25 protein-coding genes are annotated in these 23,223 nt (G+C 51.4%); 11 read left to right on the forward strand and 14 right to left on the reverse strand.

Translation table 11 applies throughout. From position 1 onward, the window contains the following. Positions 1 to 11: 11 nt before the first annotated feature. Positions 12 to 1,070, forward strand: coding sequence for a phosphotransferase (locus ABV298_RS02055; protein WP_353720542.1), 1,059 nt, complete (start codon positions 12 to 14; stop codon positions 1,068 to 1,070). Between the two features lie 36 nt (positions 1,071 to 1,106). Beyond that, positions 1,107 to 1,622 carry a hypothetical protein gene (locus ABV298_RS02060; RefSeq protein ID WP_353720543.1) on the forward strand — a complete coding sequence of 172 codons (516 nt, stop codon included), beginning with the start codon at positions 1,107 to 1,109 and terminating at the stop codon, positions 1,620 to 1,622. Positions 1,623 to 1,651: 29 nt separating this feature from the next. On the opposite strand, the gene ABV298_RS02065 is transcribed toward ABV298_RS02060, so the two are convergent. Then, entirely contained in the window at positions 1,652 to 2,569 is a 918-nt protein-coding gene (locus ABV298_RS02065) for a sugar phosphate isomerase/epimerase family protein (protein ID WP_353720544.1), read from the reverse strand. Between the two features lie 107 nt (positions 2,570 to 2,676). Here ABV298_RS02065 and ABV298_RS02070 point away from each other — a divergent pair, with 107 nt between their 5' ends. Beyond that, positions 2,677 to 3,174 carry a VOC family protein gene (locus ABV298_RS02070; protein ID WP_353720545.1) on the forward strand — a complete coding sequence of 166 codons (498 nt, stop codon included), beginning with the start codon at positions 2,677 to 2,679 and terminating at the stop codon, positions 3,172 to 3,174. Here ABV298_RS02070 and ABV298_RS02075 read toward each other — a convergent pair whose 3' ends face one another. From ABV298_RS02075 to ABV298_RS02090, 4 genes are all read right to left on the reverse strand, one after another. After that, positions 3,175 to 4,311 (reverse strand): cellulase family glycosylhydrolase, encoded by a 1,137-nt coding sequence (locus tag ABV298_RS02075; protein ID WP_353720546.1) that lies wholly within the window; start codon positions 4,309 to 4,311, stop codon positions 3,175 to 3,177. It lies immediately after the preceding gene. Between the two features lie 67 nt (positions 4,312 to 4,378). After that, a complete protein-coding gene (locus ABV298_RS02080; RefSeq protein ID WP_353720547.1) occupies positions 4,379 to 4,612 on the reverse strand; it encodes a hypothetical protein in 234 nt (77 codons plus the stop codon). After that, positions 4,587 to 6,368 (reverse strand): M56 family metallopeptidase, encoded by a 1,782-nt coding sequence (locus tag ABV298_RS02085; protein ID WP_353720548.1) that lies wholly within the window; start codon positions 6,366 to 6,368, stop codon positions 4,587 to 4,589. Before ABV298_RS02085 ends, ABV298_RS02080 begins: the two co-directional genes overlap by 26 nt. Before the next feature lie 27 nt (positions 6,369 to 6,395). Further along, positions 6,396 to 6,761: a BlaI/MecI/CopY family transcriptional regulator gene (locus ABV298_RS02090; protein ID WP_353720549.1), complete on the reverse strand. Its 366-nt coding sequence runs from the start codon at positions 6,759 to 6,761 to the stop codon at positions 6,396 to 6,398. Positions 6,762 to 6,861: 100 nt separating this feature from the next. Between ABV298_RS02090 and ABV298_RS02095 the strand changes: the two genes are divergently transcribed. From ABV298_RS02095 to ABV298_RS02110, 4 genes are all read left to right on the forward strand, one after another. Further along, positions 6,862 to 7,083: a hypothetical protein gene (locus tag ABV298_RS02095; protein WP_353720550.1), complete on the forward strand. Its 222-nt coding sequence runs from the start codon at positions 6,862 to 6,864 to the stop codon at positions 7,081 to 7,083. Beyond that, positions 7,070 to 7,480, forward strand: coding sequence for a PIN domain-containing protein (locus tag ABV298_RS02100; protein WP_353720551.1), 411 nt, complete (start codon positions 7,070 to 7,072; stop codon positions 7,478 to 7,480). Before ABV298_RS02095 ends, ABV298_RS02100 begins: the two co-directional genes overlap by 14 nt. Positions 7,481 to 7,587: 107 nt before the next feature. After that, positions 7,588 to 8,454, forward strand: coding sequence for an oxidoreductase (locus ABV298_RS02105; protein ID WP_353720552.1), 867 nt, complete (start codon positions 7,588 to 7,590; stop codon positions 8,452 to 8,454). Positions 8,455 to 8,529: 75 nt separating this feature from the next. After that, on the forward strand, positions 8,530 to 9,468 hold the full coding sequence (locus tag ABV298_RS02110) for a helix-turn-helix transcriptional regulator (protein WP_353720553.1): 939 nt from the start codon (positions 8,530 to 8,532) through the stop codon (positions 9,466 to 9,468). Positions 9,469 to 9,524: 56 nt separating this feature from the next. On the opposite strand, the gene ABV298_RS02115 is transcribed toward ABV298_RS02110, so the two are convergent. Both ABV298_RS02115 and ABV298_RS02120 read right to left on the reverse strand, forming a co-directional pair. After that, positions 9,525 to 10,532, reverse strand: coding sequence for a TIM barrel protein (locus ABV298_RS02115; protein WP_353720554.1), 1,008 nt, complete (start codon positions 10,530 to 10,532; stop codon positions 9,525 to 9,527). A 29-nt stretch (positions 10,533 to 10,561) separates the two neighbouring features. Then, on the reverse strand, positions 10,562 to 11,686 hold the full coding sequence (locus ABV298_RS02120; protein WP_353720555.1) for a redoxin domain-containing protein: 1,125 nt from the start codon (positions 11,684 to 11,686) through the stop codon (positions 10,562 to 10,564). A 206-nt stretch (positions 11,687 to 11,892) separates the two neighbouring features. Between ABV298_RS02120 and ABV298_RS02125 the strand changes: the two genes are divergently transcribed. The 3 genes from ABV298_RS02125 to ABV298_RS02135 all read left to right on the forward strand — a co-directional run bounded on the left by ABV298_RS02125 (position 11,893) and on the right by ABV298_RS02135 (position 13,231). Further along, positions 11,893 to 12,309 carry a YdeI/OmpD-associated family protein gene (locus tag ABV298_RS02125; protein WP_353720556.1) on the forward strand — a complete coding sequence of 139 codons (417 nt, stop codon included), beginning with the start codon at positions 11,893 to 11,895 and terminating at the stop codon, positions 12,307 to 12,309. A 32-nt stretch (positions 12,310 to 12,341) separates the two neighbouring features. After that, positions 12,342 to 12,881, forward strand: coding sequence for a GNAT family N-acetyltransferase (locus ABV298_RS02130; RefSeq protein WP_353720557.1), 540 nt, complete (start codon positions 12,342 to 12,344; stop codon positions 12,879 to 12,881). Positions 12,882 to 12,994: 113 nt separating this feature from the next. After that, the gene (locus ABV298_RS02135) at positions 12,995 to 13,231 is read left to right on the forward strand and encodes a hypothetical protein (protein WP_353720558.1); all 237 of its coding nucleotides are present in this window, start codon (positions 12,995 to 12,997) and stop codon (positions 13,229 to 13,231) included. A 578-nt stretch (positions 13,232 to 13,809) separates the two neighbouring features. On the opposite strand, the gene ABV298_RS02140 is transcribed toward ABV298_RS02135, so the two are convergent. Both ABV298_RS02140 and ABV298_RS02145 read right to left on the reverse strand, forming a co-directional pair. Further along, complete coding sequence (locus ABV298_RS02140) at positions 13,810 to 14,157, reverse strand: c-type cytochrome (protein ID WP_353723124.1); 348 nt, start codon at positions 14,155 to 14,157, stop codon at positions 13,810 to 13,812. A gap of 22 nt (positions 14,158 to 14,179) precedes the next feature. Next, on the reverse strand, positions 14,180 to 17,650 hold the full coding sequence (locus ABV298_RS02145; protein WP_353720559.1) for a PVC-type heme-binding CxxCH protein: 3,471 nt from the start codon (positions 17,648 to 17,650) through the stop codon (positions 14,180 to 14,182). A 180-nt stretch (positions 17,651 to 17,830) separates the two neighbouring features. Between ABV298_RS02145 and ABV298_RS02150 the strand changes: the two genes are divergently transcribed. Beyond that, positions 17,831 to 18,718, forward strand: a complete 888-nt coding sequence (locus ABV298_RS02150; RefSeq protein ID WP_353720560.1) for a hypothetical protein — start codon at positions 17,831 to 17,833, stop codon at positions 18,716 to 18,718. A 137-nt stretch (positions 18,719 to 18,855) separates the two neighbouring features. Here the strand turns inward: ABV298_RS02150 and ABV298_RS02155 are convergent, their stop codons facing one another. The 5 genes from ABV298_RS02155 to ABV298_RS02175 form a co-directional block, all read right to left on the reverse strand. Beyond that, positions 18,856 to 19,764 carry a bestrophin family ion channel gene (locus ABV298_RS02155; protein ID WP_353720561.1) on the reverse strand — a complete coding sequence of 303 codons (909 nt, stop codon included), beginning with the start codon at positions 19,762 to 19,764 and terminating at the stop codon, positions 18,856 to 18,858. Between the two features lie 54 nt (positions 19,765 to 19,818). Next, complete coding sequence (locus ABV298_RS02160; RefSeq protein ID WP_353720562.1) at positions 19,819 to 20,277, reverse strand: hypothetical protein; 459 nt, start codon at positions 20,275 to 20,277, stop codon at positions 19,819 to 19,821. 152 nt (positions 20,278 to 20,429) lie between these two features. Continuing rightward, entirely contained in the window at positions 20,430 to 21,791 is a 1,362-nt protein-coding gene (locus ABV298_RS02165; protein WP_353720563.1) for a HAMP domain-containing sensor histidine kinase, read from the reverse strand. Then, complete coding sequence (locus ABV298_RS02170) at positions 21,775 to 22,473, reverse strand: response regulator transcription factor (RefSeq protein ID WP_353723125.1); 699 nt, start codon at positions 22,471 to 22,473, stop codon at positions 21,775 to 21,777. The genes ABV298_RS02165 and ABV298_RS02170 overlap by 17 nt, the downstream gene beginning before the upstream one ends. Positions 22,474 to 22,834: 361 nt before the next feature. After that, positions 22,835 to 23,146 carry a hypothetical protein gene (locus tag ABV298_RS02175; protein WP_353720564.1) on the reverse strand — a complete coding sequence of 104 codons (312 nt, stop codon included), beginning with the start codon at positions 23,144 to 23,146 and terminating at the stop codon, positions 22,835 to 22,837. Between the last annotated feature and the right edge of the window lie 77 nt (positions 23,147 to 23,223).

The following is a 23,223-nucleotide window of genomic DNA, read 5'->3' on the forward strand; positions in this document are numbered from 1 at the left end:
TTTTATTTAAGATGCATTACGTTCGGGGCAAATATATCCATAATTTTGCGCCCCGACCGCCTTTCGCCATGAACGTCTTTCCCGTTTCCAATTCCACCCTTTCGCCCGTTCACCTGGGTATTTTTCTCCAAAAACATTATTTGCCCGACCAGCAGGTAACGTGCACGATCCTGAAAACCGGGATCAGCGATACGTATCTTATTCAAACACCCGAACGGCGTTATATATTCCGCGTATACAGTTTTCAGTGGCGGACGCTGACCGAGATTTCGGAAGAACTGCGTTTGCTGGAACATTTACAGGCCAATGGCATTTCGGTTTCCTTTCCCATCGCCGACAGTCAGGGGAAATTAATTCATTCCTTCGAAGCGCCCGAAGGCACGCGTCATGGTGTGCTTTTCTCTTTTGCCGAAGGTCAAAAAGTGCTCAATTTCGAAGCGGAAACCCATTTTCGCGTCGGCGAACTGATGGCCCGAATGCATCTGCTCACGGAAGGTTTCGCATTGCAACGCATTACGTACACCGAAAAAGAATTGCTGATCGATTCGCTGGAACAATTGGGCAGGTTCCTTCCCGGCGATACCGGAGAAATGCGGTATATGCGAACCATCCAGGCCTATTTACTTGCCGAGTTGCGGAATGCCGATCAAAGCCGGCTTCGCCGCGGCGCCGTCCATCTCGACCTTTGGTTCGACAATATGAACGTAACCCCGGAAGGGGACGTGACTTTCTTCGATTTCGACTTCTGCGGGAACGGCTGGTTGTGCCTCGACATGGCCTATTATGTGCTGCAAATACATGCCACAGAAAAGGACGAAGCCGAATGTGCGCGAAAAACCGCGGAGTTTTACAAAGGGTACGAATCCGTTGTGCCGGTGACCGAAGAAGAAAAGCGCCTGGTCCCGATGCTGGGCATTTGCCTGTATTTCTTTTACCTCGGTGTGCAGTCGCGGCGATACGACGACTGGTCGAACGTGTTTTTAAATGAGATCTATTTGAAAAGGTTCATTAACCTTTTACTCAAAAAATACTTTGATTATCACCAACTTGGGCCGGCGCAGACTGCATAATTGCTTACATTCGGATCTTGGTAAGCAGTTTAAACGATGTCGAAAATACTCTTTCCCCTTCTTTTCGCCGCGGGTTTGTGGTTTCTCGTAAAAAGCATTGGCAGGATCATCGCGATTTATGGCGGCAGCAAAATCACATTGCCGCTCGACCGCCCATTTCCGGCATTTCACCTCTCCGAACCCGGCGAATACGAAATCGCTTACCGACGTCCGGCCACGTGGGGCATTATGCCTACCGGCGTGTTGTACAAGCTGGTTTCCCTGCCTGACGGAAAGCATTTCGATGCTGTGAACGTGGTGAACCACCTCGCATCACGCAAGGATATGACCGGCAGCCGTATTGTGCCCGTCGCTGAATTCAGCATTGGCAAAGCGGGTACTTATCAGTTAACCGTCGAAAAACTCTCCGAAATCAAAAAAGGCGATGGTTTGATTATCATGAAAAAAACCGGCTCCCGAGGGTTTGTGATGATATTCGCCATTATCGCTTCCGGCATCGCCACCATCGCGGGACTCGTATTGACAATACTTTCTTTTTCGGGAAAAAGATAAGGCCGGCATCGACACCGGCCTGCCCTGCGCTAAACGGCTGCTTCTACGACCTTCTTCATTTTGGCAAGACTGGTCTTCGCAACCTGCAAAGCGTCCTGCGCCCAATAATCTTTGTTGAACACTTCGAACGAAAGGATTACCGGCTTATCCGGGTCTTTAAGGCTTTGTATCACATTTTTCCAGGGCGCGATACCATCCCCGACATACACACGGTCGCCATCGGTAATCGTCTCGCGCGGCGGCGTGGCCGGATAGTCGTTGACATGGAAAATTTCGATCAACGGCTTGCCGACATCCCTGATCGCCTCCATTCCCGAGCCGCCTTTGTGCAAATGGTAAACGTCCATGAGCAAACGGGCCGACGGATGGCCCGATTCCACTGCCACATACAATATCTCCCCTACCCGGCTGAGGTTTTTAGAAAAGCCCCAGAGTTCAAGATGCGGCACGACCCCGGTTTGATCGCCCAGTTCGAGTATTTTGCGGTAACGCTCGGCTACCCTGGCCAGATCCAGCGAAGGCCCGGTCGTCGCCCCCATAGGCGGGGCCGCCACGCGCGGGCAACCAATGGCCGCCAGCTGTTCCATTTCGCCTTTGAGCTGGTCCAATGCTTTGGCCCGGGCCGTGTCGTCATCCACGATCCACGTCGCAAAACCGATCGCGTCCTCGACTTTCAAACCCAGGTCGCCGATAATGCGTTTGGCTTCCTGCAGGGTTCCGCCGCCTTTGAGATAATCCTGCAAAGTGCTGATCCAGATCTCCACCGAACCGAAACCTGCCCTGGCCGCCACTTCCAGTTCTTTCCGGAAACCGAGCTTCTGCCCCCGCAGCGTGCTCATGTTGAGGGAGTAAATAAATGGCTGGGCTTTGGTTTTGGCGGCTTCGGACGGCACAATGCCCGCTGCGCTCACGGCAGCGATGGAGGATAATGCTTTTCGGCGATTCATTAATGTGTTCTGAATGGTTAAACTGATTTATCTGTAAAGCCGCGCCCCGGAATTTTTTACCGGAAATCGATGTAAATTGATTGTTTGCAAACTGTATCAAACCTCCTATGGAACCAGACAGCTACGTCATACCCGCCCAAACAAAGATCGGCCATGTACATCTCAAAGTGGCCGATCTCGACCGGGCCCTCGACTTTTATTGCGGCTTGCTCGGCTTCGAGATTACCACCCGCTACGGCACTCAGGCCGTATTTATTTCCGCCGGGGGTTATCATCATCACATTGGCCTCAATACCTGGTACAGCAAAGGTGCGCCGCCCGCCTCGCCGCATGGCGTCGGTTTGTTTCACACAGCCATTCTTTACCCAACCCGCAAAGATCTTGCATTTGCATTAAACCGTCTTTTGAAAGCCGATTACCCACTGACCGGCGCCAGCGATCATGGTGTTTCCGAGGCAATTTACCTCAACGATCCTGACGGCAATGGCGTCGAGCTCTATTGGGACCGCCCGCGGGAGCAGTGGGAATACTTGCCGGATGGATCCATTGAAATGTACACGAAGAGTTTGAATATTCCTGGTTTGCTGATGGAGTTGAATAAATAGTTAGTACTTCATCAGCAATGTGAGCAGCTTCCGGTCCAGCTTGTGACCATGCCAATCCTCGTAAGCAACATCCTCGCGGCGGGAGTCCAGCACGCCGAAATCGCCTGAGAATTCCCAGAGCGAGAAGCCGATACCATTGGATGAAAGGATATCCAATACATCGTTGAACCAGGCGAGGAAGACGTCATGCGGCGTTTTGTTCCAGCACCCGCATTCACCGCAGTGCACGCCTACGCCCTTCCCGACCAGCTCGATCCAGGGTTTGTAGAACTTTTCGAGCATGGCGCGGCTGAGATATTGGTCGCCAACTTGTCCCGGCCATTTCGGTTCGGGCGCATTGTCGGGATCTTTCATCGCCCATGGTGCTTTGTAATGCGAAATAATACCCGGATGATAACCGCGGCAGCTCTGAGCGATGTCAAGGTCGGTCAATTCCGGGATAACGGATGTCCCGACATCGTTGCCGTCCGCGATGATTAAATGTGCCGGATTTTCCTTTCTGATCGCCTCTGAGGCAGCGATCGCCACTTTGCGGTAAATATCGCCGGGAACCGACGAGCGTTTGGAGTGCTGGTCATTCATGTCGGCACGCATGCTCGGCTCGTTGAGCAAATCGAAGCTGATGCGTTTGGAAGTGGTGCTTTTGTACTTTTTTGCCCACATATTCCAATGAAAACAGAATGCGTCAAGGGCCTTCTGGTCGGTCCAGAGGTTATAGGGCTCGTTGAAACCGGCATTGACGCAGTAACCCGGCGCGCGGTGCAGGTTCAGGCTTACATGGATGTTATACTTGTGCGCCGTCGCTATGAGCTTATCGATACGCTCCACGGCTTGTCCGTCGATCTGGTAAACCTCGTCAGGTGTGATATTCCGGCTCCGGTCAAATTTGAGATATACGGGGTAAGCCATTGGAATACGCACAAAATCGAAGCCCCAGTCATTCATCCATTTGAATTGCTCCTCGGTAGTAGGTTTACGGCCTTTGGCGGGGTCGGGCGAGAAGAAGTCCAGGAGATTAAAGCCTTTCCATTTGGGCAGCTTGTTCTGCGCAACCTGACCACAAAAAGCCAGGCCGGGCGCCATAGCGGCCCCGGCTGCTGTTATCGATGTATTTTTGATGAATGTCCTGCGATGCATGGCGATCCGGAAATTGTTCCTGATAATTTCCTATTAAACGCATCGCAGCAGCGGTTTTACTGATATTCTACCGGGTCCTTGTCGAATAGCCCCACCGGCCATTGTAATTGTAGTACATCTCGAAGCCTTTACCTGCATCGCTTTTCAGGTATTTGGCTTTCAGCTTCTGGTGCAGGTCAGCCGGCTGCTTTTCGCCGTTGACGATCAGTTCGTCGTCCGTGAGTTTGAACGACAGATCATTTTTGTCCTTCACCAGCCCTGCACTACTCAGTTCCTCAATTATCTGTTCCTGCTTCTTCATATAAGCCTCGCGCTCTTTTTCCGCCTCCCGACGCATTTCCTCGGCTTTTTTTGCGTTGCACCTCTGCCTGCTCCCGTTGTTTGTCAGCTTCCAGACGCATCAGATCGGCCTGCTTTCGCATACCTTCCGCTGCTTCGCGCTGCTTTTCGGCTTCCAATCTCATTTTGGCCGCCTCGTCGCGGTTGGCATTGGCATGTAACCGCATTTCGCTGGCGTGTTCACGTTGTTTCTCGGCTTCCAGCCGCATTTGAGCAGCCTCTTCGCGCTGTTTTTCCGCTAAACGGCGCTGACCTTCGGCGACTTTGCGCATTTCCTCTGCCTGTTCACGCTGTTTCTCCGCAAGTTCATGCTGGATCTTCACTTCCTCCATGATCTTGTCGATTTCGGGCTGATACTTCGGATAGTCGCTTTGAGCTATCTCCTGATCGTCGACCCAAAGCGAGATAATCTTGCCGTTGCGTTTGACGATCTCGTACTGCCTGTTGTTACGTGTGACGTTATACGTACTGATTCCCTCGCGTGCGGAGCGCACATTCGCTGAATGTATCTCCGTTTCAACCGACCGCAATTTCTTTTTTGGAAGCGTGTCGGGCGGTGAGGTTACGAGTCGGTGTACCTTGGCTCGGGGCGTTGCCCTGGTGCTCGCTGATGATGGAGCAGGCTCCGTCATAGCAGGAATTTTTCCTGATTTCACCGGTCTTTCCGGTGCCGTAGCTGCCGAGAGCGCGATCGCTGCCGCCAGGCTGAACGTTACAAATAGTTTTTCCATGGCATCAAGTGGTTTATTATTGTTATTGACAATGCGTTTGATCCTGTCCAGCAAATGGTTGCGCTTTTTCGAAAAAGCCATTTCGAATGCCGGGCGTGACTGGTTGTATTCCTGAAACGATACGAGTGCGAGAATAAAGGAAGCCTTGTTCCGCATGACGCTGATCGCCAGGTCGTCGCAGCAATGCTCGCGTTCTTCGCGGATCAGTCGGGAAATCCACAATACCGCCGGGTTGAAAAAGAATACATTTTCACAGAATATCTGTACCAGGTTAATCAGGTAGTCGCGGCGGCGGATATGCGCCAGCTCGTGCAAAAGAATAGCTTCCACCTGTCCCGCCGAAAGATTGGCCAGCATCCCGAGCGGCACAAGTACCACGGGTTTCAAGAATCCGACCACCATCGGCACGGTAACCTGCGCCGATTCGCAAAGCTCCGTTTCCTGTTTGATCCCCATTCTTTCCGCCAGCTCATAGAAACGGACAAGCCATTTCATTTCAGGTGCCGAAACCGTTTTTGTGATCTTATTGAGATAAAACAGACCACTTATCGCCTGCAAGGACTTCAATGCGAAAACGAGGAACCACACCGTGACGATCAGTTGTGCGTTTGCAGCAAAAAAGTCGACAATATGCCTCACCCACCCGTGCTCTGTAACCAGGCCCGCCGCTACAATGGCGGGAGCGCCGGCTTCGTCCGAAAACACCGGATCTTGTTCCCAAAGCATTGAATGAGGCACGGAAGTCGATGTAAAATCGACGCTCTTCAACATGAAACCGAAGGTGGTTACCGCACCCGCGACGAACAACACCATCAGCAATGCGAGCAGGTTGTAGCGAAATACGGGCTTGCTCTTCCGGGTGGTAAGCAGGACGATCCCCACCAGGATAGCGGCAACAAGTCCCTGCCATAACGAATGCATCAGCGTAAAGCACAATGCTTCGATCCATTCACGGACCGCGGGGCGATCGATAATATTCCAGTTCATGGCTAACGCGTTCTAACGGTTTGATAATTACTGATCCAGTTTTTTCAGAAAATCCCTGATCTCGGCGAGCTCTTCACTGGAAGTATTTTTATTTCCAAAAAGCTGCATTACCAGGCTCGACGCCGATCCTTTGTACATCGAATCCACAAAGCGCTCCAGCAGTGCCGACTTGGTCTTATCCTCGGGCTCAGCCGGGCTGTAAATGTGTTTCATACTACTTTCATCGCGGATCAGAATGCCTTTTTCGGCCATGATCTGCATCAGTTTCAATGTCGAAGAATACTGCACCGCGCGCCTTTCCTCGTTGAGCTTGTCGTTCACAAACCGTACCGTCGACGGCCCGTATTCCCAAAGCACCTGCAGTATTTCCAGTTCCGATTTCGTAGGTTCCATTTTGCTCGTTTTTCAATCAACAGTTCAAAGGTAGGAAAAATTTCGTACGAAAAAATTTTTAGGCAATTTTTTTAGATTATTTAAACAAAACCACACTGACATGTACACTAAAACCATCACTCCCGAGACCACTTCGGTAACAATCGAGCTTCCCGAAAACTTTGTCGGAGAGCATGTCAGGGTTATTGCGGTTATTGAAAGAAAAGAAAAGCCTCGCAAAGCGAAGTCTTTGGAAGAGATAAGAAAAAGATACTCAAAGTTCCCTGAAGCAGATTTATCAAAATTTAAATTTGACCGGGACGAAGCCAATGACTTTGACTAACGCATTTCCGGATTCTAACATCATCATTTATCTTATCGACACACATCTGGAGAAAAGTGAAATAGCTGAAAAGCTGGTCGGCCGTGGATCTCACATCAATGCGCAGCTTTTGGTTGAAATCGGAAATGTGTGTAAAAGGAAGCTCGGATGGGACAAGCAACAGGTATCGGAGTTGTGGTATGAATTGATGACCGACTGCCTGATGACCGATATAACTGAAACCACCATAGCAGAAGCGATTTATCTAACCGAAAAATACGACTTCCAATTTTTCGACGCGATCATCGTTTCAGGAGCGCTGGAAGCCGGATGCAACATTCTTTACTCGGAAGATATGCATCATCAACTCGTTGTCGAAGGCCGCCTGACGATTGTCAACCCGTTCCGGAGTTGCTGATCCCGATTCTTTGAAATTCATAACTATTACTTTAATCCTGCCAAGTGCCCGCCGGCGCCGTCCTGTCATATTTGTATCATCGATCACGAACAAAAATGACAAGCAAAATGAAAACTCCTAAAACATGGTTCATCACCGGGGCTTCGAGAGGTTTCGGTCTGGAAATTACCAAAGCAGTACTGGCAACAGGCGATCAGGTGGTAGCCACCGTCAGAAGCAAAGCGGCCGATCCGGCAGCTCAGTTCGGCAACGACCCCAACCTGCTTGTAGTGGCATTGGATGTCACCAACGAAGCGCAGGCCCCGGAGGCGGCACAGCAGGCTATCGACCGTTTTGGTAAGATAGACATCCTTCTCAACAATGCGGGCTACGGCCTGCTGGGCGCGGTGGAAGAAGCTTCCGCCGGGGAAGTACGGAATAATTATGAAGTAAATGTATTCGGTACTTTGAATGTGACCCGCGCGGTGCTCCCGTTCATGCGCGCGAAGCGTTCGGGCCATATCATCAACATCTCGTCGGTCGGCGGTTTGAGCGCCTATTTCGGATGGGGCGTGTACGGCTCGACCAAGTTCGCTATCGAAGGCCTTACCGAAGCCCTGGCACAGGAACTTGCGCCTCTGGGTATCCATGCAACGGTGGTAGCTCCCGGTTTCTTCCGCACCGATTTCCTGGACCGGTCATCGCTCACCCGCACTGCCAATGTAATCGACGACTATGCCCAAACTGTGGGCGCAATGCGCGACTTTGCCACACAGGCCAACAAAAAGCAGCCCGGCGATCCTAAAAAACTGGCCCAGGCGCTGATCAAACTCGGAAATTCCGATAATCCTCCTGTACATTTGCCGTTAGGCAGCGATACGCTCGAACGCTTCCGCGCCAAAACCGCGGCCTTCGAGAAGGAAATCGGAGAATGGTACGAGGTCATTACCGGAACCGATCATGACGATGTTGCGGCCACCAAAGAACTCGCATAGGGAAGGCGCGCTGAACGGGGATGCGCTGCTAAGCCAGTGCATCCCTTTTTCCTGAACTATCAAAAATCAAACGCAATGTCGAAAACACTGGACACCAAGACGATCGATCTGCTGCGTGACCTGCCCGGGCTCATTCCGGTACTGCGTGAAAATTTCGAGGACTGGACGATCCGAACGTTCAACCGCGAGCAACACGAATGCCGCAACTACCTCTCCCCTAACCGGCGGGATTTTTACAAAATACTGATGGTTACCGGTGGTACCGGCATTTTCACGATGGGCCTGAACACATATTATATCGACGAGCCTACGATCCTATTCATCCATCCAAACGACATTATTTCCTGGAAAAATCTTTCGGCAGATACTGAAAACGATGATTCGGCCGGCTATTATTGCCTTTTCAAAAAGGCATTTATCCAAAACCATCCGCAGCTGAAAGCGACGATCGACAAATTCGGGTTGTTTACGGATAAGCAAAAAAGCGTAATCCGTCTTACGCACGCGGATGTGCCGGTGCTCACGCGCTTCTTCGCGCGCATGCAGGAGGAAGAACTGGTAGGCGACGCATTCAACCAGGAAGCGATGGCGGCTTACATACAGCTCGTTATGGTTGAAAGCTCGCGTGTTGCCAATTTTCCCGAACCGGACAACGTTTCGGACGAATACCGGCACATTCACGCTTTTTTTGACTTGCTCGAACGCGAAACGGCACATATCAACAGAGAAACGCCTATTCGTATTAAAACGGCCAAGGAATTCGGGGAAAGTCTCGGCATTCATCCTAACCATCTGAATGCATTACTTAAAAAACACACCGGGCAAAATGTCAGCACGCATATCCGCAACAGGCTTTTGGAAGAAACCAAAGTCTTGCTGGTACAAACGGATTGGACATTGCAGGATATCGCTTACAGCATCGGGTTTGCCGAGCAACCGAATTTCAACCTGTTTTTCAAAAAAAATACCGGCTACACCCCCGCCGGCTTCCGCAAGGGTTACAGAACAGCCTGATCAAACAAAACCGGGACATTAAAACACGCAGTCCCGGTTCGTTACTACTGTTAATACTATGCCCCCAAAGCCTTCCGTGCGAATTCAACGCATTTCTGCGTCTCCTTCAACGCATCCGACCCGGCCGGAATTTCGTATTCCAATTCGATCGTAGCGGGAAACTTGTATTTCCTGGCACGCATTAACTCCAAAACCGCAACGATGGGCGTGTCGCCCTGGCCCCACGGCAGGTTAGCTCCGCCGTGTTCCTTGTTCTTGCGGTCTTTCACGTGCATGCTTACGATATGGTCGTGCTTCGCTTCGAGCAGCGGGAAAGGGTCGTAGCCCGCCGCCACATAATGCCCCATATCGAAGTTCATCGCATTGTATTTCGACTGGCTCAACGCATTATCCCACCAGGTCGGTGTTTGCTGGGTGTGGCCGTGGTACCCGCAATACACTTTATTTTTGGCGGCGATATCGCCCAGGCGCTTGGTTTGCGCCGGATCGTTGGGCAGCTCCACATTGGCCTGATTGGCGCCTAGCGCTTTCGCCGCGCGGAATGCATAATCTATCTCGGCGTCGGTGTTACTGGCATTCAATGCATTAGGCTTAAAACCGTAAATGCTTACGCCCGCGTCGTTGTACATCTTGCGAAGCTGCACAAACTTATCCATGGAAACTTTCGCACGCCATTCGGCCATTTTCGTCGCATATTCTTTTTGAACAGCCTTTTGTTCCTCGGTCATTTCCGGGCGCTTGCCGTCGGGGCCGGGAGCCAGATTGGGGCGGGGTGGTGCTTCGGGAGCGCCTGCGAAAGACTCTCCTGTAGGCCCCATAAGCTCGATCGCGCTGATGTTACATTCGATGCAGTATTTCAGAATGTCCTCCGCGCTGCCAGGCAGGCTTCTCCATGAATAGGTAATGGCCCCCACCTGCACGCCGTTGAAGAGCGAATTCGGTTTGCCGAGCTTTCTGATGTAAGCGGGAGCGCCGAAAACAGGGGTACGCGCCATCACGAAACCCGCCGCCGCAAGGGCGGATGCGCCCAGGAACCGACGTCTTGAAAGGTCTTGGTTTTCCATAAAGTCAGGTAGAAATGTTTAAATATGGTTTAGTAGTACCGTCCGACATACTTGTTTTCGACGATCAGCTTCTTCATTTTCGCGGGATCTATCGGCCCTTGTTGCGAATAGACGATCCTGCCGCCCGGTTCTACAAGCATGGTATACGGTAAAGCGCCCTGCCATTTCGAATCTACCGCTTCGATGAGCTTGTATTTGTCTTCCACGTTGAAAATGTAATTTTTGTTGGAAGCGAATTTACTTTGCAGGAATTTCAGGGCCTTGTCTTTTTTGTCCGGGTTATCGGCGCTGATCGAAATAAACTCGAAATCGCGCCGGCGGTACATGTGGTGCATGACCATGAAATCCGGAAACTCCGTCACGCAGGGTCCGCACCAGGTTGCCCACACGTTAATGAGCCGCAACTTATCCGATTTATTTTGAATGAGTTCTTTCAAACCAGCCTCGTCGATCGTTTCCAGGGTTACCGGCTCCTTTGCCCAGGCGGTTTGTTCTTTTTTCACATTGTCTTCTTTCGATGCCCATTTCATGGAGCAGCCGAAAGTCTTGGTAGTAGCCACCGGCGCCGGTTTTCCGGCCAGTAATGCTTCGATGGCATTTCGCGCGTCGTGGTTTTTTGGCGTACCCGTCGGTTTTTCGACGTCGTCGATACGGCCGTTATATTGCAGTTTCCTTTCTTTGTCAAAAATAAAAATATGCGGCGTGGCCACGGGGCCGTAAGCCAATGCGGTCTTCTGGTCGTCCCCGTCGTAGAGGTACGGGAAATTATAGGCCATATCTTTGGCCCGGATCTTCATTTCCTCGTAACTGTCGCTCATATCGGTGTAGCCCAATTCGTCGAGCAGGATCGCTTTGGGATCATTGGAGGAAATCGCGACCACCGCTACTTTTCGAGCTTTGTAATCCGAGGTCAGTTTTTTGATGCGTTCTTCGTAAGCCTGCGCTGTGGGGCAATGGTTGCAGGTAAAAACAATGGCCAGAATATCGGCGTTGGCAAAACTTTTCAGCGAATACCGCTTGCCGTCTACACCCGGCAGATTAAAATCCGGCGCCTGAGCGCCGATTTTCAGCGTTTCCGGCTGGTCAGCAGCAAATAAACCGAACACAGTGAAACACAATACAATAGCGAGTAGCGAGTTATAGGATGCGCGCATAGCTCTGGTTTTTGGTTAAGTTATGAATTTAAACCAAAAGCAGGTACCGTGCAACAAAATACCGGTTTTGTGCTATTGGGATTTAAGCTCACTAAAAAGGGAGCGTTCCCCGGAAAATTGCCGGGCCATAAGAAGGGCGTCTTCTTCTCATCATTACCACAAAAACAGCGCCACGCCCGGTATTGGCTACAAGGAGTCGGTCGAGCATGCGTTATGTTACGGATGGACCGACAGCAAGGCCATCAGGCGCGACGGGGAAAGTTTTTACCTCACATTCACGAAGCCGTAACCCCAAAAGCAAATGGAGCATTCGTGAACAAAGAACGCGCCGCACGGATGGCGGCCGCCGGCCTTATGCGGCCCGAAGGCCAGGCGATGATCGGTCTCGCGAAGAAATACGCACCTGGGATGCATTCGAAACTGCCGGTAATCTCCGACGACTTGCAAAAGCATTCGACGCCAACCCGACCGCATTCAGGAACTTCGACAAATTCGCCCCGTCGCCCAAGCGGCCGATCCTGGAATGGATTTTGAATGCCAAAAAGCCGGAAACCCGTGAAAGGCGCATTGCCCGGTCGGTGGGAATGGCCGCCCGCAACGAACCCGCCAACCACCCTCGTTGAGCACATACGAAGGCACACGCTAGTAAGACGCTATGAAAAAACCCGGATATCATTTTAAACCCGTCGACCTTAAAACCTGGCCCGATTTGGAAAGGCTTTTTGAGGAAAAAGGCGGTCCGAAATATTGCTGGTGTATGGCCTGGCGCGAAATCGACACCGCGTTGCGCAACGACAGCAATGCCAAGAAGAACGCATTGAAAAGCCAGGTCGGTCACCAAATTCCCGTCGGCCTCATCGGTTACCATGGCGACGAGCCGGTGGCCTGGTGTTCCGTTGGTCCGCGTGAGAGCTTTCGTAACCTTGGTGGCGACCCCAGCCTCGAAAACGTTTGGTCGATCACCTGTTTCTTCGTTCGCCGGGACCACCGCAAGCAGCGTCTTACGGAACAAATGATCGTAGAAGCCATGCATTACGCCAAAACGCAAGGCGCCAGGCACCTGGAAGCCTATCCTGTCGATTCCGACTCGCCGAGTTACCGCTTCATGGGATTCAGGCCACTGTTTGAAAAAATGGGTTTCGAATACCGGCAAAAAGCGGGTTCCCGGCGGTATGTGATGGTTGTTGGTCTCTAAAAAACTTCCGCATCAGAACATCTGCATCCCTGAAACTCTCCCGGCTATTAATACCTTTGTTCGGAATAGTTAAATTATTCCGAACCAATTTTATCAAGAACGCCACATCCGCCATGCCCGAAACACACCTGACCGGCCTCCAAAAACGCGCTTCGAAGTACATCAACAAAGCTATTTCCTACCAGATACGGCCGGGAGAAGTGATCGAAGGCTACTTCTCGGGATTCGACCCGAATTCCATCGACAGGGCGGTGATACAGCTATCGAATGCGGCAGACAAAACAACGTTACCGCTAATGACCGTTTTGAACTATTTCGAGGGAATCGAAGACGAAGAAGCAGATTCATAATTTACGAATTTTCATTCCATATTCCCGGCAATCATTCAAATACCGGCAAATTGCCTGCATTCTGCTTCTCCGATTGCCTCCATTTACCCATAACATATTCTTGCGGTGCGCTGCACCTTACCTCGATAATTGTTCCTTATCTACAAATATTGCGGTGCGCTGCACCTTACCTCGATAATTGTTCCTTATCTACAAATATTGCGGTGCGCTGCACCTTAGGTTGCTTATTGTTCCATATGCTACAAATCTTCCGGCGCTCTGCGCCTGCATTTTACAAAGGCGCAAACCCCGTCTCCCAATGCCGCATTTTACGCAGAACATAATTCTTGCGGTGCGCTGCACCTTACTTTGCTTGTTGTTCCATATGCTGCAAATCTTGCGGCGCTCTATGCCTACATTGCCAAAAGACGCAGAGCGCCGCAAAATTTGTAGATTAAATCGCGCCGATCAGGAAGGTGATTAAGGTGCAGCGCACCGTAAGAATATACATCATCGCTCAAAGCCGAAGCCAGGTGGTCAAATTTTCGCTTCGGCCGACGCATGCGGATGACTGGCACCATGCCGGAGCTTCGCGTCAGCTATTTCTTCGTCAATGGCACTTGCGCCGTTGTTCGCAGGTAGGCGATCAAATCGGTTACCTCTTTGTCCGAAAGATTATCCAGCAATCCGGTCGGCATCATCGACGAAGGTGTTACTTCCCGCGTCTGGATGTCCGATTTGTTGATATTGACCGCTTCCTGGCCTACAATGCGTAATGTGAGTTGCCGGTCGGTTTCTTTGGCGACGTTGCCTACATACGTGCGCCCGTCGCGGGTAGTGACTACGACCATTTTATAGTCGTCCTGAATTTCGCCGCTCGGATCAAGAATGTTTCCGAGGAGATAATCGAGGTTGGCGCGGTTGGAACCGGTGAGCTCCGGGCCGATAGTACCGCCTTCGCCGTAAAGCTTATGGCAGGGGGGCGCAAGTGCGCTGGAATACGAGGCGCCCCTGGGTTTTGCTGGCTTCGGCTACGGCCTTGTCGGTGAGCAGGGCACGGTATTTTTTGTACGCCTTTTCATCGAATGCGACGTGGTCGATCGGCCCCCACACTTCCACGAAACCGCTGCCTACCACCCTCCTGAGCTGGCGGGCAACGTATGTCGGGATGTCCTTTTTAGGAATGATATTCTTCGAAATGGCCTGTGTCAGCATCCAGCCTGATTTCGGGCGCGACGCCAGGGTTTGCACGGCTTCGGATTTCTCCTGTGCATTGAATTTCGGATAAGCGTCGATGAGCTGCTTCGCTAACGGCTCGCTGTCGTAACCAGCCACAGCACGGATGGCTTCCAGGCGTAAAGCATTGTCGTTCAGCAGCGCGGGAAGCTCGTTAGCAAGTTCGGGACGTTGCCGGGCGGCAAGAGACTGCAAGGCCTTTTTGCGTTCCGCTAATGCGGCCGATTTGCTTTTCAATGTGGCTAATGCGGTTTTCGCGGATTCGGTGTCGCCGAAATGCCGGCCAAGGTCGGCTGCCAGTTGAGCGGTCGGTTTGCCGGCTTGTTTGAGTTTAGCGTAAACCGCGTTCCAGTTTTCGGGTGTTTTAATGTCCGTGCGGCCTTCTAGCCCGTCGCGCATACCGGTAAGGAAATCGATGCGGTTCGTCGCGGATTTACCGAGCACGGCGACTAATGTACTAATCTGATCCGCATCAACCAGTCGACGCGCAACGAACTGGGTTACCATCGGGATTTTACTGGCGGCCGCCAGTTCCAGCGCTTTGGACGGATTGTCCTTCACCAATGGTTCAACGCCGAACCAGATCATTTTAGGCAGATTGTGATCTCCGGCGTCCTCTGCGTGGGTAAGCAGGCCTTTTGCGATGCGCCATTTCGCGTCTTCGCCGAGCCGCTGCAGCGCCGAGGCCAGGTAGAGCCGCACTACGGGCGACGGGTCATTCATCGCCATTTGCGCGAAATCGCTGATAACGTCCGTAGCAGGCCGCGCATCCTCGCAGAGAAACTGGATCGCCCAGGCGCGCACGTGAGCATCCGTGTCGGTCAGTGCCTGTTTCAAAGCAGCGTTACTCAGATTATCAGTCACTTTCAATGCCCACATAGCCCGCAGGCGGTTGTCGGTATTGTCTTTGGATTGGAATAATGCATCGAGTTTTTGTACTGCATCCGGGGCTATTTTTCCACCTGCGGCCCGACTTTGCAGGATCACCCGCGCACGACGGGCGTGCCATTCGCTTTTGCTGGTTTGCAATGCGGCGAGTTCAGCGTCCGTGAATTTGTTCAGGTCCCCGTAGCGGCCTTTCCAGTTTTCGGCGAGAGAGTTTTGGGGCATTACCCTGAAAATCCGGCCTGTTTCCGAGTTCAGCACATCCGAACCGCAAATGTCGGCGTCGTGCCAGTCGAGAATATACATGCCTCCCTCGCGCCCTATTTCCATGCTGAAACCGACCCATTGGGCATTGTTGGCCATCAGGAAATCGTCGCTGTGCTTGCCGGTAAAGCCGGACCCTTTCGGGATCAATGCGTCGGACAGAATGCCGTGCTCGTGGATGTTGGCCATGAACAGCTTGCCGCGCTCGGTGGCCGCGAATGCGTCGGAAAGGTAAATGCGCGCCCCACCGTGCGCCGAGCGGTGGGTATGGTCGGAGATGGTTTTGATATCGTTATAAACATACGGGTTGAAATGCTGCCCGCCCTGCCGGTGATAAATGCCGCCGGGCACTACATGCCACAAATGCGGGATTACGCAGGCGGTGATAAAAAGCTGGCCTTTCGCGTCGTAATCGATCCCCCAGGGATTGCTGAAACCGTGTGCAACCACTTCGAATTTCTGCCTGGTGGGGTGGTACCGCCATACGCCGCCATTGATATCGACACCATTCTCGACCTCGATATTTTCTGGAAACGGGTCGTTATGCTTGTATAATTTACCTTTTCCAACCGGTCTGCCCACTTTGGAAGGCGTCGCAAAGCCCTGCAAGCCATAGAGCCAGCCATCCGGTCCCCAGTGGAAACTGTTGAGCGTCTCGTGCCGGTCGCGGATACCCCAGCCGGTGAGGCGTACCTCGATATCCTCCGTATCGGCCTTGTCGTCGCCGTTTTTGTCGGGCACAAAAAGAAGGTTAGGCGGGGCCCCCACGAACACGCCGCCAAAACCAACCGCCAGTGCCGCCGGAAACGCAATGCCTTCCATAAACACCTTCCTGCTGTCGGCCACGCCGTCATGATCGGTATCTTCGAGGATCAGGATGCGGCTGGTACCTGCATTGGAAAACCCTTTCCCACGCGATTCGTAATCTTTGTTCTCGGCGATCCACATCCGGCCGCGGTCGTCCCAGCAAAATGCCATCGGCTGGGTCATCATAGGTTCCGAAGCGAATACATTTACCTTGTACCCCTCCTTGACGGTCATCGCCGCAACTGCCTCCTGCGGGCTCAGGAACTTGGCTTCCCTACCCTCTTTCTGCGCCAATGCCCAAAGCGCCGTGGTATTATACTGGCCGGTATTGCCAATGAATTCGCCGAATGTTTTATTCAATTCGACATCCTTGAAATCACCTGTGTACACCACCAGCTCATGCCTGATAATTTCGGTTTCGCCCTTTTTAATATACCAGTCGCCCTTGCGCGCACGCGCAGGGCCGGCGCCCAGCTGCCCATCCACGCGCCAGGTTTGCGGGTAACCTTTGTTGGACGGGTGATCGAGAATCGCAATGTGTGCGAGGTCGCTGCGGCCCTCCACCCGCATACCGATATCCACCCACATGGCTGCCTGGCCTTCTGCTTTCTCGTTCTTTTGACGGGCCGCATTCACGACCGCCCCCTGAATGCCTTCTTTCCACGGCATACGTACAAACAGTCCGCCGTAATCGTATTTACCGATGGTAACGTCCGTTTTCGCCTCGCCATTCCATTCCAGGTCGAGCAGGTATTTGCCGTCTTTTACCCGCATCGACCAGTTTTGCGTTTCGGTCATTACGGTGGTGCCGGTCGAATCGAGCAGGTCATAAACGGTCTGCCATTTGACCTCCGAACCTTTGGCCTCGATCACGCTGGCGGAGACCTTTTTCCAGTAACCATCACCCGGATGATGGAAATAGTCGCGTCCGTTCACGCGGGTATACCCCCAGTAAATGCCTGTCTGGTGCTTGTGATGGCCGGGACTGTATTCCGTGAGCACACCTTTGCCATCGGGTGCGACTATCGGGTGCAGATAAGGCCGAAAATCCGGTTTGGCGTTCTGTGTCAGAAGCGGTTTGGTTTCGTTGCCCCGAAAAATGCTGATGGTTTCGCCTTTGGCATCCTGAACAGCCCGCAATGTAACGTCGGGTGCCGCGACGTAATCGGACGCCGGCATTTTAGCATCATTTCCGAATTGGAATAACACAAAAACAAACAAAAGTGGCAGCAACCTGAGCAAGTTCATGGGCGGTAGTCGTGGGTTTTAGGAATAAATTCGGATGCAATATGATCATCCCGATATGTGGAAATAAGCAAAAAATGACCCGGAATTACTCGATTTCCAGGTGACAAGCAGTTCACCTGGCCCGAATTTGAATAGAAATTCTTAATTTAGGGTAAACACGATCGCATCGACAGCCGCGCCATGACTTCCCTCAAACTATTCATCCTCTTTGTCATGATCACCATGATGCAGCATCACGGGATCATCTATCGCACGGGTTCCCGGCGGCCTTCCGCCCTCACGCGAAATGCTATGGACGAGCTGGCAAAACCCAAAGCTGCCCATATGCTCGGCACATGGCGGATCTCGGGCGTGAGTACTACCGACCGGGGTGCGGTGCAACCCGACGGCCAGCCCGTGACGCGGCACGAGGCGGACGACAAGCGCAATATGCTGATCTCCTTCTTCCCCGACAGCACATTTACGAGGGTAACAACGGAAGGCGAATACACCACCGGCCGCTGGGATTTCGACACCGCGGCACATACCATTTTCCTGACCTCCAACCGCAAAACCGAGGAAATAGGGGTGTTTTTCTCGTTCGCCGACAATGGTTTGCGGCTGGTTAACTTCGAATTTTCTCCGAACGAAAGCGTGTCCCTCATAGAATATGGACGCAAATTGTCGCGTCCTCAGGATGACCCTTACTTCGGAGATAACAACTGGTGGCGTATCAAACCCGACAAACCGGAAAACGACACCCAGATCCGCGCAAGGCTGCTCAATTACCTCGCCCACACGGCGTCGATCCTCAAAAGCGCCCAAATACGCGAGCAGGATTATATTTCAATGGAGTTCTCGCAGGGGATTGTGAAGCTTTACAATGTGGGGATCGGGGTGGTGAAGAAGGACAAAATCCCTGCAACCTGGCTGAGTTCGTTCTACTCGGTGGAAGAAGCGCGCAAGGCGTACGATATGTTTGAAGATTACCTTTTTACCGGCAGGCACAAAAAATACCAGAGCGGTAACTGGGTAAGGGACGACTACAATATCCTGGTCGACATTCAGAACGGCATGAAGAAAAAGTAGGAATCGTTTGCGCGAAACGTTGCCTGCACGAATTAAATACCTTCGGCCGGCCCGTACCGCAAATATTGTGCGGTACGGGCCGGCCGAAGCGTGCAAATAGCCGGTGCCAAACGGGAGCTTCGCACCGGCATTACATCTTACAAAATGTAGAATGTTTCGGGCTGAAAAGCCTGCGGCACGTGCTTGTCCCGCATCATCTGTTTCAGGTCGCGCTCGATATTCCGCGAGATCGACAGCACGGGTGTGTCGGTCGGCTTGTTCTCGAACGGGTCCTGCAAATGGATCGCCATTTTTTCGATCAGAAAGAAGCAGGCGGTGATAACCACCAGCACGGGCACCATCAGGAAACCGAACAGCTGCACCAGCCCGAACGGAAGCAAAAGAATGAAGAAGTGTAATGCGAGATGGATGTAAAGGCTGTACGTCGACGGGAAAACTGTATTCTTGATCCGCTCCGACTTACCCATATGGTCGCACAGGCGCGTCAGCGTCTGGTCGAGTTCCACTTGCTGGTAAGGGTTTAGCCAACCTTGTTTCAATGCATTGTTCAGATCGCGCGCATGCAACTGCACAAGCCCGACGTGCTTGTTATCAAAGTCTTTCAGGTATTCCAGTTCTTCTTCCGACACAAACTTGCTGATCATCGGCATCGGGTCGTCCTTGCGCAGGCCCTTACCCAATGCGTAACACCAGGCGATCTGACGTTTGATCATCCTTTTTTTGAAGCCGTCGATACGCTCCGGGTCCAGCGGGTCTTCCATCAGGGAGAGAATTTGCCGTGCAAATGTCCGTGAGTCGTTCACAATGGCGCCCCAGATGATCCGGGCTTCCCACCAGCGGTCGTAAGCCTGGTTGGAACGGAATGCGAGGAGCAGCGAGATGATCGTACCAAGCACGCTGTGTACCGTCATCGGGATCGAAATGTTGGTAATATGAAAGTTCTGGTAAATGACCTCGATCGCAATGCCGTAGACGGTCACAAACATGATTTCGTATTTGATCTTACCGAAAATATAACGGATGGGAATATTTTTTTTGAGAAGCATAATGCACTAATCTTTAACCTTTTTCACAATCTCATTTTCTAAAAACTCGGCGGCCTACCGGTAGCTTCCCATGTCGGCCAGCGACGACACGCGGATCATGTCGGTATTGATCATCGTATACCCTGTCTTTTTCAGCACCGGCAATGCATCCAGACTACTTTTGGTAAGCCTGGGAATGCCATATTGCTCCGAATAGGCTATAAAATCGGTTTCATAGTATTCCAGGAAATTCTTCAAAAGAGCCAGCTTGTTGCCGTAGAAGAAGTCGACCTTGACGCTGGCTAATTCGGGATACGCATCCTTCAACATCCCGCATTCCTGCCAGAATTCCTCCGGTACCAATTCATACTCCTTTTCACGGTAGGTCGAAAAGAGCAGGTCCTGGATGTCGTCGGCCACGTGGAAAAGGTGGGTAAAAATCACGCGAACCTCGTCACGGATGTCCCTCACAACGGCTTCGGCAATCTGGATGCCCTCATTCGTAAAGTCGGTAGGTATCACCACTGTTTTCATAAAAATGCTGTCTCGTTAGTTAACAAAGTGTTGATAATCAATTAACAATGCAATGTTACGACCAAGACATTAGCCCTGATTAAGAGCTACATTATAATGTGGTGAGAGACTTATTAAAATGGGATGAGAATATTAAAATCGGATAAGAGGTCTTAGAAATACTTGATCGGGAGGTAAGTAATGAAGCGCGTCCCTTCCTCCACGCGGCTGTGCACTTCCACCTTGCCTTGGTGCATGCGTATGATATTGTGTGTCAGCGGTAAACCGATCCCATAGCCCTTATATCTCGCCGTATTGGAAGCCCTGAAAAACGGAACGAAGATCTGCCCGATTTCGCGGTCCGGAATACCGATGCCCTGATCGGTAATTTCCACGATCGCGTACTTGCTGTCCGCACTGATCTTGACTTTTACGGGTTTGTTATCCGAATATTTACAACTATTGAGCACAATGTTCGAAAACGCGGCTTTGAGCAAAGCCAGGTTGCCGTTTACAATCAGTTTGCGCTCGTCTTCGGGCAAATTATCGAAATCGATGCATACCTGGTTTTCGGGAATAATCCGGTCGGCGGCTTCTTTGACGGAGAGGATCAGTTCGTCGATCCGGACCTCGTCCCATTGCTCCTTTTTACCATCGAAACCCGTCTGGGCGAGGCTGAGCATACTGTTGGTAAGATGTTCTAGTTTTTCGACCTCCCTGTAAATATTCAGGAACGACTCCCTGGCCGCGTCGGGCAGGCCGGGTATCGACATCCCGAGCTCTGCTTCGCCGCTCACGATCGTCAGCGGCGTCCGGAACTCGTGTGAAGCATTGCTTACAAAATTGTTCTGCATTTCAAAGGTCACTTCGAGCCTGTCGAGCATATCGTTGAATGTCCTTGAAAGTGCTTCTACATCGTCGTCGGTAGGCTCTACCACCAGCCGCTGGTGCAAATTATGCGCGTTAATGCCCTTCACGTTCCGGATAATGCGCCGGATCGGCTTGAAAATCTCGTTCGAGAATAGCTTTCCGAGCGTGAACACAAAAACCATCGCAATAAAAAAGCCAATGCTCAGAAGGTTTTTCAGATTGGACATTTCCTGCATGCCGTAGGTATCCAATGCGGACGACACCACCATGATCTTCTTGTCGTCGCGAGCAATGCGCAACACCACATAGGAAGTATCGTGACTGAAAAAGCGGGCGGGGATTCCGCCTTCCGGGGCCTCGTAAAACGACGACGGCAGTGCGAGCCGCTTCCTTGTCGCCTCGTCGGGCGGGTCGGGCAGGACGCGGTGCTTTTCATAGGGAAGACTGCCCAAATGCCGCTCTTTGATGTCGTAATAAATGGAGGTCATCGACTTGTTTTCCTGCAAAGCGGCATGTCCGACGATATCCGAGCGAACTTCGAGCCGGTGGAAAAAGCTGGATGAAATATTTTCGGAAGCGAAAAAATACACGAACACGCTCAGCGCCAGGATGATCCCCGCCGAAAGCGCGGTAAAAATGAATGCAATCTTACTTTGTATCTTCATACGACTGCCGGACAACATAACCCATACCGAAAACAGTGTGTATCAGCTTGATATCGTGATTTTTATCGATTTTCTTACGCAAATAGTTGATATAGACATCCACCACGTTGGTTCCGAGATTGAAATTGATATCCCACACATTTTCAAGAATTTCCATGCGGTTCAGTACCCGGTTGGTATTGGAAAGAAGATACTCCAGAAGCCGGAACTCCGTGGCTGTGAGTTCAATAGGCTGCCCGCCGCGTTTAACCGTCTTCGTTACCTTATCGAGCACGAGATCGCCCAGCGCCAGGACTTTATCGTTTTTCTCCTTTTCCGGTTCCTTCCCCCGACGGATGAGCGTCCGTAGCCGAGCTTCCAGCTCGGCGAGCTTAAAAGGCTTGGTCATATAATCGTCCGCACCGGCATCGAGGCCCGACACGATATTCTCAGTCGTGCCGAGGGCTGTCAGCATCAGGATCGGCGTGGTCACCTGCGCATTGCGCGCTCGACGGCACACTTCCATTCCGTTGATGATCGGGATCATCAGATCGAGGATAATTACGTCGAACTGGTGCTGCAAAGCCATTTGCAAACCCGACTGACCATCCATGGCAATGGTAATTTCATGGCCGTTGGCGCTAAGACTGCGCTGGATCAGCGATATCACATTGGGCTCATCCTCGATGAGCAGGAGCTTCATAGGTAGCTTGGAAAACGGCATTGCAATAGAGGTTTTAACCCGTAAGGTATAAAAAAACCGCATCGCATTGCATATTCACGACATTTGGTGAGCTATGCCATGTACTCTTTCACTGCTTCACGGGTGGTATACCAAACATTCCCGTCCTTATAGACATCGACTTTCCCCTGCCTATTTAATTTTATTTCCGATCCGATATTAAGCCGTGAACAACAAAAAAAGGGAGAAAAGCTTCTCCCTTTTTAAACCATCAATCAATCTTAACCGAACCCTATGGGGCTCAATCACTTACTTCGTAGTTACACTTTTCAATCGGAGGTTCACGATAGCGGCTTTTTGAGCAGCGCTATGTTTATTGGTGTCAGTGGCCAATTTCTCTTTTTTGAGGAGCAGGCGTTTCCAGCACCGGAGCCGACACAGGCAATGCGCTGTTTACAACCGCAACTTTGATTTTTTCTTCAACTGTATATGTAGAGTTAACATTTGCGTAAGCCGCGCTAGTCAAAGCTACCAAAGCGATGGCTAACATATTTTTTGCATTTTTCATTGTCAATAGTGTTTTGTGTTTTTCTAATACCCTTAATCGTGTTTCGAGTACAAATATAATACAATATTCTGAAAACAAACGTTCAACGTGTTTAACATTCACAGGTCGATCACTTGAAATCTCCAAAAAAAGTACAATTTATTTCAGAAAACCGTGTCCAAAAAATATAATTATTTAAAGAGGCAAAATTTTAGAACCGTCAT

This window comes from Dyadobacter sp. 676, from assembly GCF_040448675.1.
Taxonomy (GTDB): domain Bacteria; phylum Bacteroidota; class Bacteroidia; order Cytophagales; family Spirosomataceae; genus Dyadobacter.